The following is a 17,550-nucleotide window of genomic DNA, read 5'->3' on the forward strand; positions in this document are numbered from 1 at the left end:
GACACGTGAACCGACTCCGCCCATGATGGACAAGACCTTCGATCCCGCCGCCGTCGAGGCGCGCGTCAGTGCGGCCTGGGAGTCCGGCGACGCCTTCAAGGCCGGGCGGCCCGAGCGGGCCGGGGCGACGCCGTTCACCATGGTGATCCCGCCGCCGAACGTCACCGGCAGCCTGCATATGGGGCACGCCCTCAACAACACGCTGCAGGACATCCTCTGCCGCTTCGAGCGCATGCGCGGCCGCGACGTGCTCTGGCAGCCGGGCACCGACCACGCCGGCATCGCCACCCAGATGGTGGTGGAGCGCCGCCTCGCCGAGGCGCAGGAGCCCGGCCGGCGCGAGATCGGGCGCGCCGCCTTCGTCGAGAAGGTCTGGGCCTGGAAGGCGGAATCCGGCGGGGCGATCGTCAACCAGCTGAAGCGCCTCGGCGCCTCCTGCGACTGGTCGCGCGAGCGCTTCACCATGGGCGTCTCGGGCGCGCCGGACGACCAGATGGTCTGCGCCGTGACCAAGACCTTCGTCGACCTGCATGCGCAGGGCCTGATCTACCGCGACAAGCGCCTCGTGAACTGGGACCCGAAGTTCCAGACCGCGATCTCGGACCTCGAGGTGCTCCAGGTCGAGGTGAAGGGCCATCTCTGGCACTTCGACTATCCGGTCGTCGATGCCGCCGGCGCCGAGACCGGCGAAGTCATCACGGTCGCCACCACCCGGCCCGAGACCCTGCTGGGCGACACCGCGGTCGCGGTCCATCCGGAGGACGAGCGCTACACGCACCTCGTCGGCCGCCGAGTTCGCCTGCCGCTGGTCGGACGCCTGATCCCGATCATCGCCGACAGCTATTCCGACCCGGAGAAGGGCACGGGTGCGGTCAAGATCACGCCCGCCCACGACTTCAACGATTTCGAGGTGGGCAAGCGCGCCGGCTGCACGCCGATCAACATCCTGGATGCGGAAGCCCGCATAAGCCTCGACGGCAACACGTCTTTCCTGAGCGGAGCGGACCCCGAGCCGGAAGCCCTGGCCCTGCATGGCCTCGACCGGTTCGAGGCGCGCAAGCGCGTCGTCGCCCTGATGGAGGCGCGCGAGCGCCTGCGCCTGATCGAGCCGAACACCCATGCGGTCCCGCATGGCGACCGCTCGAACGTCGTCATCGAGCCCTATCTCACGGACCAGTGGTACGTGAACGTGAAGCCGCTCGCCGAGCGCGCCCTGCAGGCGGTGCGCGACGGGAAAACCCGTTTCGTGCCCGAGAATTACGAGCGGACCTTCTTCCAATGGCTCGAGAACATCGAGCCCTGGTGCATCTCGCGCCAGCTCTGGTGGGGCCACCAGATCCCGGTCTGGTACGACGAGACGGGCGGCATCTACGTCGCGGCGAGCGAGGCGGAGGCGCAATCCCAGGCCGACGCCGAGCGTGGGGCGCCCGTGGCGCTGCGCCGGGACGAGGACGTGCTCGACACCTGGTTCTCCTCCGCCCTGTGGCCGTTCTCGACGCTGGGCTGGCCGGACGAGACCCCGGAGCTCGCGCGCTACTATCCGACCGACACCCTGGTGACCGGCAAGGACATCATCTTCTTCTGGGTCGCCCGGATGATGATGCTCGGCCTCCACGTCACCGACCGGGTGCCCTTCTCGACGGTCTACCTGCACACGCTGGTGCGCGACGCCTCCGGCGCCAAGATGTCGAAGTCGAAGGGCAATGTCGTCGATCCCCTCGGGCTCATCGACCAGTACGGGGCCGACGCCCTGCGCTTCACCCTGGCGGCCATGGCGGCGCAGGGGCGCGACATCAAGCTCGCGGTGAACCGGGTCGAGGGCTACCGCAACTTCGCGACGAAGCTCTGGAACGCCTCGCGCTTCGCCGAGATGAACGGCTGCGTGCTCCGCGCCGACTACCGGCCGGAAGGCGCCATCGAGACCCTAAACCGCTGGGCGCTGGGCGAGGCCGCCCGGGCCGTCGCCGAGGTCACGGCGGCGCTGGATGCCTACCGCTTCAACGACGCCGCCGCGGCGGCCTACCGCTTCGTCTGGAACATCTTCTGCGACTGGTACCTGGAGCTGGCCAAGCCCGTGCTCCAGGGGGAGGGCGTCGAGGCCGCGGCCAAGGCCGAGACCCAGGCCACCGTGGCCTTCCTGATCGACCAGATCGCCAAGCTGCTGCACCCGTTCATGCCGTTCCTCACCGAGGAGCTCTGGGCGATCAAGGGCGCGGGCCTGCCGGAGCGCGGCCTCCTCGCCCTGGCGCCCTGGCCTGACCTCGCCGCCCTGAACGATTCGGCCTCGGAGGCGGAGATCGGCTGGCTCGTCGACCTCGTCTCGGAGATCCGCTCGGCCCGCTCGGAGACCAGCGTGCCGGCGGCCGCGCAGATCCCCCTCGTGGTGGTCGGCGCCGACGCCGACCTGCGCGCCCGCGCCACCCGCTGGGGCGACACCCTGGTCCGGCTGGCGCGGCTCTCCGAGATCCGCTTCGCGGACGCCGCCCCGAAGAACTCGGTGCAGCTCCTGGTGCGCGGCTCGGTGGCGGCCCTGCCGCTCGAGGGCATCGTCGATCTCGCGGCGGAGGTCGCCCGCCTGAGGAAGGAGGCGGCGAAGGCCGGCGCCGAGATCGCCAAGATCGAGGCCAAGCTCGGCAATGCCGACTTCCTCGCCCGCGCCCCCGACGAGGTGGTGGACGAGCAGCGCGAGCGCCGCGACGGGGAGGCGGTGCGCCTGGAGAAGATCACGGAGGCGCTGGCGCGGCTCGCCGGTTGAGCGGGTCGCGACGCTTCGGCGCACGCGCGGGCCGCGCGTCGTGACGGCCGCGCGCACCCTGGCCGATCTCGGCTGGTCCGCGTTCTTCGCGGACCAGCGTCGTCCCGAGGAGGCGACGCTCCTGCCCCAGCGCGTCGCCACGGTGCATCGCGCGCGCATGAGCGCCCTCTCGGAGACGGGGGCGGTCAAGCTGATGCTGCCGGTTCACGCCAACACCGGCGACTACGCGGTCGGGGACTGGGTCCTGGTCGAGCCCGGCACGCAGATGCTGCGCCGGCGCCTGGACCGCCGGACCGTGCTGGAGCGGCGGCGGGAAGGCAGCTCCAGGCCGCAGCTCGCGGCGGCGAATGTCGACGCGCTCTTCATTGTCACCTCCTGCAACGCGGACTTCAACCCGACGCGGCTGGAGCGCTACCTCGCCCTGGCCAACCAGGGGGGCGCCGAGCCGGTCATCGTCCTGACCAAGGCGGACGTCGCGGAGGATGCCGAGCGCTACCGCCGCGAGGCCGAGGCCCTGCAGCGTGACCTCGCCGTGGCGCTGGTGAATCCACGCGAGCCCGAGGCCGCGGCCTGTCTCGGCCCCTGGTGCGGACCCGGCCGCACCGTCGCTGTGGTCGGCTCTTCGGGCGTCGGCAAGTCGACCCTGGTGAACGCCCTGGCGGGTCCGGACCACGCGGCGCCGCAGGCGACCGGGAGCATCCGGCAGTACGATGCCAAGGGCCGGCACACCACGACGAGCCGCTCGCTCCACGCCATCGCGGGCGGCGGCTGGGTGATCGACACACCCGGCATCCGCTCCCTCCAGCTCGGCGACGCGGCCGAGGGGATCGACACCCTGTTCGCCGAGATCACCGAACTGGCGCCCGAGTGCCGCTTCCGGGACTGCACCCATGCCCACGAGCCGGGCTGCGCCGTCCAGGGCGCCGTCGCCGAGGGCCGGCTCGACCCGGAGCGGGTCGCGCGCTGGCACGTCCTGCGGGCCGAGAACCGGGGAAACACGGTGGTGCCGACCGGTCCGCGCGGCAACAAGCGGCGCTGACGCTGGCGCCTCAGATGCCGCCGCCGGCGACCTCGCGGGCCACGGCGCGGCGGCCGATGTCGCGCCGGCAGAAGCCTTCCGGCCAGTCGATCCGGGCCACCGCCGCGTAGGCGCGGGCCTGCGCCTCCATCATGCTCTCGCCCAACGCCGTGACGGCGAGCACCCGGCCGCCATCGGCGAGGAGCCGCCCGCCCTCGGAGCGGGTGCCGGCCTGGAAGACGATGACCTCGTCGCTCACGCCCGCCGCCTCGACGCCGCGAATCTCCGACCCGCGCATGACCGTGCCGGGATACCCGGCGGCGGCCATGACCACCGTGAGGGCCGCGCGGCGCGCGTCGAATTCCAGGCTGATGCCGGACACGTCGCCCTCGCAGGCCGCGAGCAGGGCCGGCACGAGGTCGGAGGCCAGGCGGGGCATCAGCACCTGGGCCTCCGGGTCGCCGAAGCGGGTGTTGTACTCGATCAGCTTCGGCCCGTCGGCGGTGAGCATCAGCCCGGCATAGAGGATGCCGGTGAAGGGGATGCCGCGGGCGCGCATGCCGTCGAGGGTCGGGGCGATGATCGTCTCCATCACCTCCCGCTCCAGGGCGGGGGTGAGGATGGTGGCCGGCGAGTAGGCCCCCATGCCGCCGGTATTCGGGCCGCGATCGCCGTCGAAGACGCGCTTGTGGTCCTGGGCCGTGCCCACCGGCACCGCGCGGGTGCCGTCGCACAGGGCGAAGAAGCTCGCCTCCTCACCGAACAGGCATTCCTCGATGACGATCTCGGCGCCCGCCTCCTCGAACAGGGCACGCACCGCGCTCTCCGCCTGCTCGCGGGTCTCGGCCACGACCACACCCTTGCCGGCGGCGAGTCCGTCGGCCTTGACCACGATCGGGACCCCGTGCGCGGCGAGGTAGGCCAGGGCCGGATCGAGGGCCCGGAAGCGGGCGAAGGCGGCGGTCGGAATGCCGACCTCGGCGCACAGGTCCTTGGTGAAGCCCTTCGAGCCTTCGAGCTGCGCGGCGGCCCGCGTCGGGCCGAAGACCCGCACGCCGGCGGCCTGGAGATCGTCGACGAGGCCCGCCACCAGGGGCGCCTCGGGCCCGACCACCACGAGGCCGATGCGCTCGCCCGAGCAGAAGGCCCGCACGGCGCCGTGGTCCGACACGTCGAGGTCCGGCCGGTTCTCGCCGTACTCGGCCGTGCCGGGATTGCCGGGCGCGGTGAACAGGCGGGCGCAGAGCGGGCTCTTGGCGATGGCGTAGGCCAGGGCGTGCTCGCGCCCGCCCGAGCCGATGAGTAGGATGTTCATGGGGGTGATGTTCCCCAAAAGCCGTTCGTTGAAAAGTGCGATTCGCCGCCGACCCTGCCGATGTGCACGGGAAGCGTCCCCGAACCGGGTCCGATCTTCGTATGTTCGCGTACGCTCGGGGTGGAACGAACGAACCCCGACGGCGTTGTGGGGATTATGCCAGGCTGTCGCAAATCCCTCCCGACTTCGATGGCGCCGGTGCCCGTCCGGAACGTCAGCCTCTCGCATTACGTCACGCGCGGTCGCGTGCCGGTCCGAGCCTGCAACGACAACGGTCACCTCGACGGCCTGCCGATCTGGCGGATGGCCCTGGCGATCTGCGCGGTGCCGGTGGTCTCGGCCTTGGTGATCCTCTCGATCCTGATGTGAGGTTCGCCTCACGCGAGGCACGCACGTTGTGACAATCGAGCGCCGCGCGCCACTTTACCTGCCGCGGCACCGGCCCTAGCGTCCCGGCGCATGGCTGTTCCCCCTCCGCCCGCAAAAGCCGCCCCGCCGTCCGGGCTGGTCTCCAACGTGCCCGAATGGTCGGTCGGCGATCTCGCCTCCGCCCTGAAGCGGACCCTGGAGGACGCCTTCGGACATGTCCGCCTGCGCGGCGAGATCTCGGGCTTTCGCGGTCAGCACGGCTCCGGCCACGCCTACTTCTCGCTCAAGGACGGCAGCGCCCGCATCGACGCGGTGGTCTGGAAAGGGACCTTCAACCGCCTGCGCCAGCGCCCGCAGGAGGGGTTGGAGGTGGTCGCCACCGGGCGGATCACGACCTTTCCCGGCAAGTCCTCCTACCAGATCGTCATCGAGACCCTGGAGCCCGCCGGCATCGGCGCCTGGATGGCGCTGCTGGAGGAGCGCAAGCGCGTGCTCGCCGCCGAGGGCCTGTTCGCGGCCGAGCGCAAGCGGCCGATCCCCTTCCTGCCGCGCGTCGTCGGCGTGGTGACGTCCCCCACCGGGGCCGTCATCCGCGACATCCTGCACCGGCTGGCGGACCGCTTCGCCCGGCCCGCCCTGGTCTGGCCGGTGCGAGTGCAGGGGGAGGGGGCGGCGGAGGAGATCGCCGCGGCGATCCGGGGCTTCAACGCCCTGGCAGCCACCGGTCCGATCCCACGGCCCGACGTGCTCATCGTGGCGCGGGGCGGCGGCTCGATCGAGGACCTCTGGGCCTTCAACGAGGAATGCGTGGTGCGCGCGGCGGCGGATTCGACGATTCCGCTGATCTCGGCGGTGGGCCACGAGACCGACACCACCCTGATCGACTTCGTCTCCGACCGCCGGGCCCCGACCCCGACGGGAGCCGCCGAGATGGCGGTGCCGGTGCGGGCCGACCTCGTCCCCGAGGTGGTCGAACTCGGGCGGCGCCAGCGCGAGGCGGTCCAGCGCCGCCTGGACCGGGAGCGCAGCGACCTGCGCGCCCTGATGCGAGCGATGCCGGACGTCGATGCCTTTCTCGCGGCCAAGCGCCAGCGCCTCGACCTCGCCGAGGCGCGGCTCGGCCCAGCGCTCGCCGGCAACGCCCGGGTGTTCCGGCTGCGCGTCTCGCGCCTCGTCGAGCGCTTCGCCCGGCATCCGCCGGCCCTGGCCCTCGCCCAGGCGCGGGGGCGCGTCGCCCGCCTCGGCGGCCGCCCCGAAGCGGCCCTGCGCCACGACCTGGCGCGCAAGGGCGAGGGACTGTCCTATCTCGGACGCCGCCTCGTCCTCGCCCGCGAGGGGACCGTCAGCCGAGCCCGCGCCGAGCAGGTGCGCAGCCGCGACCGCCTCGGCGCCCTGCAGGCGCGCCTCGTCCGGGCCGGCGCGCGGCTGACCGAGCGCCGTGCCGACCGCCTCGCCGGCCTGGCCGGACTTCTCGGGTCCCTCAGCTACCGGGCCGTCCTGGCCCGCGGCTATGCCCTGGTGCGCGACGCCGACGGACGCGCGGTCCGCACCGCCGCGCAGGCCGCCCCGCGCATGACACTCGAATTCGCCGACGGCGTCGTCGGGGTCCAGACCCGCGACCTTCCTTGGGATCCGCGGGCCGACGCCGTCCCGGCGCCCCCCCAGGAGACCGGCGCCGGGGTGGACCAGGCCGAGCCCGCCCCCGGACAAGTGCGTGCCCGGAAGACCGCGCCGAGGACGACGGCACCGAAGAAGGCCGCGCCGAAGGTGGCGCAGGCGGACGCCGCCCCTATCCCCGCCCGGCAGGGAACCCTGTTCGACCTCTGAGGGCCGGGCCGGTGCCTGTGCGCCTCCCCCGCGCGTGCCCTGCGGCACGTGGTTCGGGTTGACGAACCCGGCGGCGTTTGCGACCGCACCGGCGGCACGGCTCGTGCCTTCGGGAAGGTGCCGGAACCGACCGGTGAGGAGAGGCGGGAATGACGACGACGATCGACAGCGCTCAGAGACTGCACCTCGTCTTCGGGGGCGAATTGGAGAGCCTCGATGGCGTGAACTTCCGCGACGTCAGGAATCTCGACATCGTCGGCATCTTCCCGGACTACGCCTCGGCGCAGACCGCCTGGAAGGCCAAGGCACAGTCGACGGTTGACAGTGCGCAGACACGCTACTTCATCGTGCATCTGCACCGGCTGCTCGAGCCGTGATATGCGAAACCTGGGTTCGTAATCCCCGTGAAGGCATTGTGACGCCCCTGTCGCGGCTGTTATGGAGCGCCGCAACGAAGGCTTGCCCCCCCGGCATGGGACCGGCCCTCCTGGATCGCGAGATGAAGACCCCGGCATGAAGTCCTCGATCAAGATCATCGCCGGCAACGCGAGCCGGCCGCTGGCCGAGGCCATCGCGGCCTACCTCGAATTGCCGCTGGCCAAGTGCATGGTCCGGCGCTTCGCCGACATGGAGATCTTCGTCGAACTTCAGGAGAACGTGCGCGGCGAGGACGTGTTCATCGTCCAGTCGACCTCGTTCCCGGCCAACGATCACCTGATGGAACTGCTCATCATGATCGATGCGGCGCGCCGGTCGTCGGCACGGCGCATCACCGCGGTGATCCCGTATTTCGGCTATGCCCGCCAGGACCGGCGCACCTCGGGCCGCACCCCGATCTCGGCCAAGCTCGTGGCCAACCTCATCACCGAGGCCGGGGCCGACCGCGTGATGACCCTCGACCTCCATGCCGGGCAGATCCAGGGCTTCTTCGACATCCCCACCGACAACCTGTTCGCCGCCCCCGTGATGGTGCGCGACATCAAGGAGCGCCTCGATCCCCGGGACTGGATGGTGGTCTCGCCGGATGTCGGCGGCGTGGTCCGCGCCCGAGCCATCGCCAAGCGCATCGACGCGACGCTGGCCATCGTCGACAAGCGCCGCGAGCGGCCCGGCGAGTCCGAGGTGATGAACATCATCGGCGAGGTCGAGGGCCGCTCCTGCATCCTCGTGGACGACATCGTCGATTCCGGCGGCACCTTGGTGAACGCGGCCGAAGCCCTGCTGAACGCCGGCGCCAAGGACGTCTCCGCCTACATCACGCACGGGGTGCTCTCGGGCGGCGCGGTCTCGCGCATCGCCGCCTCGCGGATGAAGGAGCTGGTCATCACCGACTCGATCCAGCCGACCCAGGCGGTCAAGCTCGCCCGCAACATCCGGGTGGCCACCATCGCGCCGCTTCTCGGCGAGGCCATCGGCCGGACCGCGACGGAATCCAGCGTGTCGAGCCTGTTCACCTGAGACGCGCGGCCCGGAACTCCGGAGACCGGCGGATCGCAATTGCGCTCCCCCCATCGGAACCTGTATAGACGGCGCTTCCCTATTGCAGCGTTGAGACGGGATGCTGCCGGCCAGTCTGAGGCCGGAGCGAGCGACGCCCTGTCGGCGGCGCCCCGAGACCCGTCCCGCACGAACCAGTTGGAGTAGCCCGATGTCGCAAGGCCCGCTGATGCCGAAGGCCACCGCCGTATGGCTGGTGGAGAACACCTCGCTGGCCTTCGAGCAGATCGCCGATTTCTGCAAGCTGCACCCCCTCGAGGTGAAGGGGATCGCCGACGGCGAGGTCGCCGCCGGCATCAAGGGCCTCGACCCGATCACCACCGGCCAGCTCACCCGCGACGAGATCGAGAAGGCGCAGAAGAGCCCCGCCTACAAGCTCAAGGTCGCGGTCTCGAAGGTGAAGCTGCCCGAGGTCAAGCGCACCACCAAGGGTCCGCGCTACACGCCCCTCTCCCGACGCCAGGACCGGCCGAACGCCATCCTCTGGCTGCTGCGCAACCATCCCGAACTCAAGGACGCGCAGATCATCCGGCTGGTGGGCACCACCAAGTCGACCATCCAGCAGATCCGCGAGCGCACCCACTGGAATTCCGGCTCCCTGCAGCCGATGGACCCCGTCACCCTCGGTCTCTGCACCCAGATCGACCTCGATTTCGAGGTCCAGCGCTCGGCCAAGGATCGTCCCGCCAACATGCCCGTGGACGGCGGCGCGACGCTGCTCCCCACAGAGGTCTCGACGGCCACGGACTACACCGAGGCCGACGAGCATCACCGCAGCGCCCGCGACGAGAAGCTCAACGCCGATTCCGTGTTCGCCAAGCTCAAGGGCATGCGCAGCACCGAGGACGACGACGAGGACTGACGCCTCCGCCTCCCGCACGCACCGCGCCGACCGATCCCCGCAGCCCTGCCGCGGGGATTTCTCGTTTCCGAGATCGACGGCGCGCCGGGCGCCCGGCCGGTTGCCGGACGCCCGGCAATCCGCTATGCAACCGCCGTTCTCCGAAGGGATTCGACGAGGCTCGGCTGTCCCGCCGGGCCACGGCCCGTTTGGAGGACCGCTCTCGACCATCGCTTGAGAATGCGTCGGCCCTCCTCCGGGAGGTTGAGTCCGTCGGGTCCAGGACCCCGGGCGGCGACGTCGAGGGTGCCCCGTCACACGAGCCGCCGATGCCGGCCTCCCGATGAGGCCTGTCAGGAGACAGAATGACCGCTGGTAACGCCCTGCAGCGTAGCCCGAGCCGCGACGATTTCGCCGCTCTTCTCGAGGAGTCCTTCCTCGAGCACGAGATCACCGAAGGGTCCGTCGTCAAGGGTCGCGTCGTCGCGATCGAGAAGGACGTGGCCGTCATCGACATCGGCGCCAAGACGGAAGGCCGTGTCGCCCTCAAGGAATTCAACGGCCCCGGCCGCGAAGGCGAGCTCGCCGTCGGCGACGAGGTCGAGGTCTATGTCGACCGCATCGAGAACGCGCTCGGCGAGGCCGTCATCTCGCGCGACAAGGCGCGCCGCGAGGAGAGCTGGGTCAAGCTCGAGAAGGCCTTCGAGGCCAACGAGCGCGTCACCGGCGCGATCTTCAACCAGGTCAAGGGCGGCTACACCGTCGACCTCGACGGCGCCGTGGCGTTCCTGCCGCGCTCCCAGGTCGACATCCGCCCCGTGCGCGACGTCACCCCGCTCCTGGGCACCCCGCAGCCCTTCCAGATCCTCAAGATGGATCGCCGCCGCGGCAACATCGTCGTGTCGCGCCGCACCGTCCTCGAGGAGAGCCGCGCCGAGCAGCGCTCCGAGCTGGTGGCCAACCTCGAAGAGGGCCAGGTCATCGACGGCGTCGTCAAGAACATCACCGAGTACGGCGCCTTCGTCGACCTCGGCGGCATCGACGGCCTGCTCCACGTCACCGACATGGCGTGGCGCCGCGTGAACCATCCGTCCGAGGTCGTGACCATCGGCCAGACGGTCAAGGTCAAGATCATCAAGATCAACCACGAGACCCACCGCATCTCGCTCGGCATCAAGCAGCTGCTGGCCGATCCGTGGGAGGGCATCGCCCAGCGCTACCCGGTCGACGCCAAGCTCAAGGGCCGTGTCACCAACATCACCGACTACGGCGCCTTCGTCGAGCTGGAGCCGGGGATCGAGGGCCTGATCCACGTCTCCGAGATGTCCTGGACGAAGAAGAACGTCCACCCGGGCAAGATCGTCTCCACCTCGCAGGAAGTGGAAGTGCAGATCCTCGAGGTCGATCCGGTCAAGCGCCGCATCTCGCTCGGCCTCAAGCAGACCCTCCAGAACCCCTGGGAGGCCTTCGCCCAGCAGCATCCGGTGGGCTCCGAGGTCGAGGGCGAGGTCAAGAACAAGACAGAGTTCGGCCTGTTCATCGGCCTCGACGGCGACGTCGACGGCATGGTCCACCTGTCGGATCTCGACTGGAACCGTCCCGGCGAGCAGGTCATCGAGGAGTTCAAGAAGGGCGACATGCTGCGCGCCCAGGTTCTCGACGTCGACGTCGAGAAGGAGCGCATCTCGCTCGGCGTGAAGCAGCTCGGCGGCGACCCCTTCACGGAAGCCGGCGACCTCAAGAAGGGTCAGATCGTGACCTGCGAGGTGGTGGACGTGAAGGATTCGGGCGTCGACGTGAAGATCGTCGACACCGACCTGACGACCTTCATCCGCCGGGCCGAGCTCGCCCGCGACCGCGGCGACCAGCGCCCCGAGCGCTTCGCCGCCGGCGAGAAGTTCGACGCCCGCGTGATCCAGTTCGACCGCAAGGCGCGCCGGGTCCAGCTCTCGATCAAGGCCCTCGAGATGGCCGAGGAGAAGGAGGCGATGGCCCAGTTCGGTTCGACCGATTCGGGCGCCTCGCTCGGCGAGATCCTGGGCGCGGCCTTCAAGAAGGCCCGCACGAGCGACGACAAGGACGAGTCGCAGGACTGATCGGTCCCGCAGGCTCCCCGGTCCTTCGAGACCGGGGAGCTCCGAACACCCTTCACGCCCGCGCGGGATCGCCTCCCGCGCGGGCGTTTTTCATGCCTGAACCGCCGCCAGCCCGGCCCGGGTCGGACGCCGGAGCCCCCTTGTCGGTGCGCGTCCGGCAAGGCTAGAACACGGACCCGATGACGGGTCGGCGAGGGCATCACGCCGGAGGACGCGAGATGCGTCAAAGGCTTGATGCAAATCGGCGTCGAGTGTGGGACAAGGTTCTGCGCGCAGGCGGACGCGGGCGCGTACCGGGCTCGGCGTCCGGACCTCGGCGTCCCGAACAATCAGCCGGCCAAGCCGGCACCTGAGGGAGCGTAACCAGCGCATGGCCGCGGATGCCGAACTTCTGATCGATCGCCGGCGCCTGCGCCGCAAGCTCTCCCTCTGGCGCGTCCTCGGCATCGGCGGCCTCGTGGTCGCGGTCGGCGCGGTCGGCCTGCGGGTCCGCAATGGCGGCGAGGGCCTCGGCCTAGGAAGCGTCCGGCCCCAGATCGCCCGGATCTCCGTGGGCGGCTTCATCGCCGGCAGCGAATCCACCACCAAGCTGATCGAGCGCGTCCGCGACGCCGGCGCGGTGCAGGGCGTCGTGGTGTCGATCTCCTCGCCGGGCGGCACCACGACCGGCTCCGAGGAGCTCTATCGCAACCTGCGGGCCCTCGCCGAGAAGAAGCCCATGGTCGCCTTCGTCGACGGCACCGCCGCCTCCGGCGCCTACATCGCGGCGATCGCCGCCGACCACATCGTGGCGCGCGAGACCGCGCTCGTCGGCTCCATCGGCGTATTGTTCCAGTATCCGGACATGTCGGGTCTCCTCGACAAGGTCGGGGTCAAGGTCGAGTCCGTGAAGTCGGCGCCCCTCAAGGCGGAGCCCTCGGGCTTCACGCCCACCTCGCCCGAGGCCCGCGCGGCCCTCGCGGCGGTCGTGGGCGACACCTATGCGTGGTTCAAGGGCCTCGTGGCCGACCGGCGCAAGATGACCGACAAGGAACTCGCCACGGTCTCCGACGGCCGGGTCTTCAGCGGTCGCCAGAGCGTTCCCTTGAAGCTCGTCGACGGCCTCGGCGGCGAGCGGCAGGCCATCGCCTGGCTCGAATCCGAGCGCGGCGTGGCCAAGGACCTGCCGGTGCTGGACTGGAAGCCCACGGCCAAGAGCGACTTCCGGCTCTGGTCCGCCCTCGGCGTCGGAGCCGACCTCGTCGGCCTCGACGGGCTCGCGGCCCGCCTGCGCCAGGTCGGCGACGAGACGGCGGGGCTGGCCCAGGGCGGGCTCCTGGTGCTGTGGCGCCCGGGCCCGACGGATGCCGCCCGCTAGGGCGCGCCAAACCTTTCGTGCATGACTTCGTGAAGGCCCTCGCATGATCAAGTCGGAGCTCGTGCTCAAGATCGCCGAGCAGAACCCGCATCTCTACCAGCGCGACGTCGAGACCCTGGTGAACGCGATCCTCGACACCATCGCGGATGCCCTCGCGCGGGGGGACCGGGTCGAGCTGCGCGGCTTCGGGGCCTTCTCGGTGAAGCGTCGCGATGCGCGGCGCGGGCGCAACCCGCGGACGGGTGCGGCCGTTGCCGTCTCGGAAAAGGCCATCCCCGTGTTCAAGACGGGCAAGGAGATGCGCCTGCGCCTCAACGAGGCCGGCATCGGGGACGGCGAGGCCGCCGCGTCCTGATCCGCCCCGTCCTCTACGCTCGGAGTTCCTCTCGATGATCCGCTTCCTCAAGGGCTTGGTGCTGCTTCCCGTGGCGATCCTGGTGGTCGCCTTCGCGGTGGCCAACCGCGATGCGGTGCGGGTTTCGTTCGATCCCCTCTCGCCCGACATGCCGGTCTTCAGCGCGACGCTGCCGCTCTACCTGCTGCTGTTCATCGCGGTCGCGGCCGGGGTATTGCTCGGCGGCTGCGGGGCCTGGCTGGGTCAGTCGCGCACCCGCCGCACCAGCGCCGAGCGCCGCCGCGAGATCCGCCGCCTGGAGAGCGAGACCGCCCGCCTGAAGACCTACGCGCCGGCCCCGGCGAACGAGGGCCCGAACGGCATCTACCGCAACGCCCCCGATCGCGTCGCTCTCCCGGCGCCGCGCTGAGACCGGCCCAAGACCCGCAGCGCTCGAACCCCATGTCGTCCATCGCGATCAAGATCTGCGGGCTCAGTACGCGGGACACCCTCGACGTTGCCCTCGAGGCCGGCGCCGACTTCGTCGGCTTCGTGCATTTCCCCCGCAGTCCCCGCCACGTGGACCTGGAGACCGGGCGGGTCCTCTCGGCCCGCGCGAAGGGCCGGACCGAGCGGGTGGTGCTGCTGGTCAACCCGGACGACGCCCTGGTGGCGGCCGCCGTCGAGGCCCTCGATCCCGAATGGATCCAGCTCCATGGCCGCGAGACGCCCGAGCGCGTCGCGGCCCTTCGTGCCGCGACCGGCCGCCGGGTGATGAAGGCCATCGGCGTCGCGACGGCCGGGGATCTCGACGCGGTGCCCGCCTTCGCGGGGCGGGCCGACCGCATCCTCCTCGACGCCAAGGCGCCTCCGGGCGCCGCGCTGCCCGGCGGGAACGGCCACGCCTTCGACTGGGACCTTCTGGGTGGCGCCGTCCTCCCGGCGGATTACATGCTCTCGGGCGGCCTCACCCCCGACACCGTGGCGCTCGCGCTGGCGCGCACCGGAGCCCGCGCCGTCGACGTGTCCTCGGGTGTGGAGACCCGTCCGGGCGAGAAGTCACCGGAGCGAATCGCCGCCTTCATCGCGGCGGCCCGGGCCTGACGGGGCAGGGGGTCTCGACCCGGCGCCCCGCGCCTTCCGCCCGGAAAGGCCCGGATTTCGGAACCGATCTCGCAGTTCGACGCGTTGGCCACATTGTCGACGCCCCCTGCGCGGGTCTAGGCCTATCGACAAACGCAGAGCTGACAAGGACCATGCCCGTGACCATCGCTCCCCCTCCGAACTCGTTCCGCAACGGCCCGGACGAGCGCGGCCGCTTCGGCATCTTCGGCGGACGCTTCGTGGCCGAGACGCTGATGCCGCTGATCCTCGACCTGGAGGCGGCCTACACAGCCGCCAAGGCCGACCCCGCCTTCCAGGCGGAGATGAACAGCCACCTGACCCACTATGTCGGCCGGCCGAGCCCGCTCTACTACGCCGAGCGCATGACGGAGCACCTGCGCGCGCAGGCCGACCCCGGCCACGGCGCGAAGATCTTCTTCAAGCGCGACGAGCTGAACCACACCGGCTCGCACAAGGTGAACAACGTGCTCGGCCAGATCATGCTGGCCCGCCGCATGGGCAAGCCGCGCATCATCGCCGAGACCGGGGCCGGCCAGCACGGCGTCGCCACCGCCACCCTCTGCGCCCGCTTCGGCCTGAAATGCGTGGTCTACATGGGCGCCGTCGACGTGGCGCGCCAGGCGCCCAACGTGTTCCGCATGAAGATGCTGGGCGCCGAGGTGGTGCCGGTGCAGTCCGGCACCAAGACCCTCAAGGACGCGATGAACGAGGCCCTGCGCGACTGGGTCACCAACGTCGCCGACACCTTCTACTGCATCGGCACGGTGGCGGGTCCGCATCCCTACCCCGCGATGGTGCGCGACTTCCAGTCGATCATCGGCCGCGAGGCGAAGCAGCAGATGCTGGAGATGGAGGGTCGGCTGCCGGATTCCCTCGTCGCCTGCATCGGCGGCGGCTCCAACGCCATGGGCCTGTTCCATCCCTTCCTGGACGATCCCGAGGTCGCGATGTACGGCGTCGAGGCGGCGGGCCACGGGATCTCCAGCGGCCTCCACGCGGCCTCGCTGTCGGGCGGCAAGCCCGGCGTTCTGCACGGCAACCGCACCTACCTTTTGCAGGATGGCGACGGCCAGATCGCGGACGCCCACTCGATCTCGGCCGGCCTCGACTATCCGGGCATCGGCCCCGAGCACGCCTGGCTGCACGAGGCCGGCCGCGTCACCTACCTCTCGGCGACGGATCAGGAAGCGCTGGACGCCTTCAAGCTCTGCTCGATGCTGGAGGGCATCATCCCGGCCCTGGAGCCGGCCCACGCCCTCGCCAAGGTCCGGGAGTTGGCACCGCAGAAGCCCCAGGATCACCTCCTGGTCGTCAATCTCTGCGGCCGCGGCGACAAGGACATCCCGCAGGTCGCGGAGATCTTCGGGACCCAGCTCTGAGCCCGTCGCGGGACCGGCCATTTTCCCAGGGCCGACCCCGTTGACACCCCACGGCGGGGTTCCCTATACCGCCGATCTCATCGCGGCCACGATCTTCGACGGCCGCGATCTGGCGGGGTAGCTCAGCTGGTTAGAGCAGAGGAATCATAATCCTTGTGTCGGCGGTTCAAATCCGTCCCTCGCTACCAACAATTCCAAGTCATCACAGCGACTTAGACGACAAGCCCTGGACACCGTGTCCGGGGCTTTTTGCTTCTCGGGCGGAGTTCGGGCGGACTTTTCTGCACGGCTGCCGGGAGGCCCGCCCGAAATCCATTCCCGGGCGGGTCGAAATCCGACGCTGGCACGCGCCGTGGACAGTCCCAAGCCCAACCGGTTGGATTTGAGTGATCGGCTTAGCCAGCCCTCAACGCGGGCCTGCCACGGTGACCGCGTGAGCCGCGCACCTTCACTCCCCCCGTTCTATGCCCGCATGCGGAACCTGCAGCGCGAGGTTCACGACCTCTGCTACCTCGCCCTGCGGAAGGACCTGACGCGTCCTGAGCGGCGCGCCCGTCTGCAGGAGATCGACAGCCGGATGAGCGATCGGCTGCCCCTCGACGGGCGGGGGATCGACGCCACCATCGAACGGCTGGAGGCCGACCGGGCCTAGGTGCTGGAGGACCACCGCATCAGTCGCGGCGTCATCTACGACGGGCTGACCGACTTCACCCGGCCCTACCGGTGCATGGCCGAGGACCCCGGGCCCTACGTCTACCAAGCCGAGCACGTCTAGAGGCGGGCGGGTTTCAGCCGAGCGGGTGATTTCGGCGCCGGCCGCTTGGATTCCCGCGAGCGGCTAAACCCGGATTTCAGGGTGCGAGGCCGCCGAGGTCCCCGCGATCCTCGGGATCGATCGGGGCCGACAGGTGCCGCTCGCTCTCGACAACGTGCGTCACGCTCTGGCCTAGCCGGCGCTCGGTCAGGAGCCGGTAGGTGCCGTTCCGGAGCAGCGTCACGCCGAGGCAGCGCTCCTGCTTCTTGGCGCCTGGTACCGACGTCAGGAAGATCCCGGCGTACTCGCCGCGCCACGGCTTGAACCAAACCGTCAATGCGACGGTCGTCGCCGGGCCGTCCTCCTGCGGTTTCGGGAGCCACTCCGTCGTCGCGACCCAGGCCTCCTCCGCCTCCTGGAGCACGCGCTTCCGGTTGACGCCCGACAGCGTGGAGGCCGCCCACAGGGGATGCGCCTCGATCGCGTCGACAGGAATCGGCGTGAAGACGACCTCGCCGTCGGGGGCCCAGGCGCGCGTGAATTTTTCGGTGACCGGATCTCGCATGCCCGCATGATGCGGGCGAGCCGTTAACCGGCCGTCAGCCGGCGGAGCGGGCAGCCTCTCGGGCCCGGCGCTCCGGCCCCAGCTTCCGCGCCAGGTCCGCCGGCCGGGACGCCCTCACGAACCCGCGGCTGACCTTCCCCGAGATCTCAGCCATCTCGATCAGGGCGTCGCCGAGCGCCCGCCTCAGGGCGTCCCGCGCGTCGCCGTCGGCGGCTTCCATGTAGGCCCGCTCCATCTCGTCCACGATCCGCTCCATCGATTCTGTCATAGAACGAATGGAGAACAAATCCGCTCGGGAGTCGATCCCTGGACGCGACG

At 70.5% G+C, this 17,550-nt stretch carries 18 protein-coding genes and 1 tRNA gene; 16 read left to right on the forward strand and 3 right to left on the reverse strand.

What is annotated here, in order from left to right; translation table 11 throughout:
- Positions 1-22: 22 nt before the first annotated feature.
- Positions 23-2,755, forward strand: coding sequence for a valine--tRNA ligase (locus ASF49_RS21885; protein ID WP_056478020.1), 2,733 nt, complete (start codon positions 23-25; stop codon positions 2,753-2,755).
- Between the two features lie 40 nt (positions 2,756-2,795).
- The gene (gene rsgA / locus ASF49_RS21890) at positions 2,796-3,794 is read left to right on the forward strand and encodes a ribosome small subunit-dependent GTPase A (protein WP_056478022.1); all 999 of its coding nucleotides are present in this window, start codon (positions 2,796-2,798) and stop codon (positions 3,792-3,794) included.
- A gap of 10 nt (positions 3,795-3,804) precedes the next feature.
- Here the strand turns inward: rsgA and purD are convergent, their stop codons facing one another.
- The gene (gene purD / locus ASF49_RS21895; RefSeq protein WP_056478024.1) at positions 3,805-5,088 is read right to left on the reverse strand and encodes a phosphoribosylamine--glycine ligase; all 1,284 of its coding nucleotides are present in this window, start codon (positions 5,086-5,088) and stop codon (positions 3,805-3,807) included.
- Positions 5,089-5,277: 189 nt separating this feature from the next.
- Between purD and ASF49_RS21900 the strand changes: the two genes are divergently transcribed.
- From ASF49_RS21900 to ASF49_RS24800, 14 genes are all read left to right on the forward strand, one after another.
- Positions 5,278-5,457 (forward strand): hypothetical protein, encoded by a 180-nt coding sequence (locus tag ASF49_RS21900; RefSeq protein WP_056478027.1) that lies wholly within the window; start codon positions 5,278-5,280, stop codon positions 5,455-5,457.
- A gap of 90 nt (positions 5,458-5,547) precedes the next feature.
- A complete protein-coding gene (xseA, locus tag ASF49_RS21905) occupies positions 5,548-7,284 on the forward strand; it encodes an exodeoxyribonuclease VII large subunit (RefSeq protein WP_056478028.1) in 1,737 nt (578 codons plus the stop codon).
- A gap of 149 nt (positions 7,285-7,433) precedes the next feature.
- Positions 7,434-7,661: a DUF4170 domain-containing protein gene (locus ASF49_RS21910; protein WP_056478031.1), complete on the forward strand. Its 228-nt coding sequence runs from the start codon at positions 7,434-7,436 to the stop codon at positions 7,659-7,661.
- Between the two features lie 136 nt (positions 7,662-7,797).
- Positions 7,798-8,742: a ribose-phosphate pyrophosphokinase gene (locus tag ASF49_RS21915; RefSeq protein WP_055959118.1), complete on the forward strand. Its 945-nt coding sequence runs from the start codon at positions 7,798-7,800 to the stop codon at positions 8,740-8,742.
- A 190-nt stretch (positions 8,743-8,932) separates the two neighbouring features.
- Entirely contained in the window at positions 8,933-9,643 is a 711-nt protein-coding gene (locus tag ASF49_RS21920) for a DUF1013 domain-containing protein (RefSeq protein ID WP_056478033.1), read from the forward strand.
- Between the two features lie 344 nt (positions 9,644-9,987).
- Positions 9,988-11,718, forward strand: a complete 1,731-nt coding sequence (gene rpsA, locus ASF49_RS21925) for a 30S ribosomal protein S1 (RefSeq protein ID WP_056184418.1) — start codon at positions 9,988-9,990, stop codon at positions 11,716-11,718.
- A 370-nt stretch (positions 11,719-12,088) separates the two neighbouring features.
- A complete protein-coding gene (gene sppA, locus ASF49_RS21930) occupies positions 12,089-13,075 on the forward strand; it encodes a signal peptide peptidase SppA (RefSeq protein WP_056478035.1) in 987 nt (328 codons plus the stop codon).
- A gap of 43 nt (positions 13,076-13,118) precedes the next feature.
- Positions 13,119-13,430 carry an integration host factor subunit beta gene (gene ihfB / locus ASF49_RS21935; RefSeq protein ID WP_055959108.1) on the forward strand — a complete coding sequence of 104 codons (312 nt, stop codon included), beginning with the start codon at positions 13,119-13,121 and terminating at the stop codon, positions 13,428-13,430.
- Between the two features lie 34 nt (positions 13,431-13,464).
- Positions 13,465-13,839: a LapA family protein gene (locus tag ASF49_RS21940; protein ID WP_056478037.1), complete on the forward strand. Its 375-nt coding sequence runs from the start codon at positions 13,465-13,467 to the stop codon at positions 13,837-13,839.
- Between the two features lie 32 nt (positions 13,840-13,871).
- Positions 13,872-14,513: a phosphoribosylanthranilate isomerase gene (locus tag ASF49_RS21945; RefSeq protein ID WP_056478039.1), complete on the forward strand. Its 642-nt coding sequence runs from the start codon at positions 13,872-13,874 to the stop codon at positions 14,511-14,513.
- Between the two features lie 158 nt (positions 14,514-14,671).
- Positions 14,672-15,913: a tryptophan synthase subunit beta gene (gene trpB, locus ASF49_RS21950; RefSeq protein WP_056478205.1), complete on the forward strand. Its 1,242-nt coding sequence runs from the start codon at positions 14,672-14,674 to the stop codon at positions 15,911-15,913.
- Between the two features lie 111 nt (positions 15,914-16,024).
- Positions 16,025-16,101, forward strand: a tRNA-Met gene (locus tag ASF49_RS21955).
- A gap of 245 nt (positions 16,102-16,346) precedes the next feature.
- Complete coding sequence (locus ASF49_RS21960; protein ID WP_146180519.1) at positions 16,347-16,565, forward strand: hypothetical protein; 219 nt, start codon at positions 16,347-16,349, stop codon at positions 16,563-16,565.
- Entirely contained in the window at positions 16,566-16,688 is a 123-nt protein-coding gene (locus tag ASF49_RS24800; RefSeq protein WP_272481521.1) for a hypothetical protein, read from the forward strand.
- 76 nt (positions 16,689-16,764) lie between these two features.
- Here ASF49_RS24800 and ASF49_RS21965 read toward each other — a convergent pair whose 3' ends face one another.
- Together ASF49_RS21965 and ASF49_RS21970 are read right to left on the reverse strand one after the other, a co-directional pair.
- Positions 16,765-17,232 (reverse strand): hypothetical protein, encoded by a 468-nt coding sequence (locus ASF49_RS21965; RefSeq protein ID WP_055959100.1) that lies wholly within the window; start codon positions 17,230-17,232, stop codon positions 16,765-16,767.
- A 34-nt stretch (positions 17,233-17,266) separates the two neighbouring features.
- On the reverse strand, positions 17,267-17,488 hold the full coding sequence (locus ASF49_RS21970) for a hypothetical protein (RefSeq protein ID WP_243214760.1): 222 nt from the start codon (positions 17,486-17,488) through the stop codon (positions 17,267-17,269).
- Positions 17,489-17,550: the final 62 nt, after the last annotated feature.

Source organism: Methylobacterium sp. Leaf104, from assembly GCF_001422885.1.
Lineage (GTDB): Bacteria > Pseudomonadota > Alphaproteobacteria > Rhizobiales > Beijerinckiaceae > Methylobacterium.

Excerpts from the sequence above, each read along its gene's own strand:
- ASF49_RS21900 (WP_056478027.1), top strand. The coding sequence starts at position 5,278 with ATGGCGCCGGTGCCCGTCCGGAACGTCAGCCTCTCGCATTACGTCACG.
- sppA (WP_056478035.1), top strand. The coding sequence starts at position 12,089 with ATGGCCGCGGATGCCGAACTTCTGATCGATCGCCGGCGCCTGCGCCGC.
- rpsA (WP_056184418.1), top strand. The coding sequence starts at position 9,988 with ATGACCGCTGGTAACGCCCTGCAGCGTAGCCCGAGCCGCGACGATTTC.
- ASF49_RS21965 (WP_055959100.1), bottom strand. The coding sequence starts at position 17,232 with ATGCGAGATCCGGTCACCGAAAAATTCACGCGCGCCTGGGCCCCCGAC.
- purD (WP_056478024.1), bottom strand. The coding sequence starts at position 5,088 with ATGAACATCCTACTCATCGGCTCGGGCGGGCGCGAGCACGCCCTGGCC.
- ihfB (WP_055959108.1), top strand. The coding sequence starts at position 13,119 with ATGATCAAGTCGGAGCTCGTGCTCAAGATCGCCGAGCAGAACCCGCAT.
- ASF49_RS21910 (WP_056478031.1), top strand. The coding sequence starts at position 7,434 with ATGACGACGACGATCGACAGCGCTCAGAGACTGCACCTCGTCTTCGGG.
- ASF49_RS21920 (WP_056478033.1), top strand. The coding sequence starts at position 8,933 with ATGTCGCAAGGCCCGCTGATGCCGAAGGCCACCGCCGTATGGCTGGTG.
- ASF49_RS21915 (WP_055959118.1), top strand. The coding sequence starts at position 7,798 with ATGAAGTCCTCGATCAAGATCATCGCCGGCAACGCGAGCCGGCCGCTG.
- ASF49_RS21885 (WP_056478020.1), top strand. The coding sequence starts at position 23 with ATGATGGACAAGACCTTCGATCCCGCCGCCGTCGAGGCGCGCGTCAGT.
- ASF49_RS21940 (WP_056478037.1), top strand. The coding sequence starts at position 13,465 with ATGATCCGCTTCCTCAAGGGCTTGGTGCTGCTTCCCGTGGCGATCCTG.
- ASF49_RS21970 (WP_243214760.1), bottom strand. The coding sequence starts at position 17,488 with ATGGAGCGGATCGTGGACGAGATGGAGCGGGCCTACATGGAAGCCGCC.
- ASF49_RS21945 (WP_056478039.1), top strand. The coding sequence starts at position 13,872 with ATGTCGTCCATCGCGATCAAGATCTGCGGGCTCAGTACGCGGGACACC.
- xseA (WP_056478028.1), top strand. The coding sequence starts at position 5,548 with ATGGCTGTTCCCCCTCCGCCCGCAAAAGCCGCCCCGCCGTCCGGGCTG.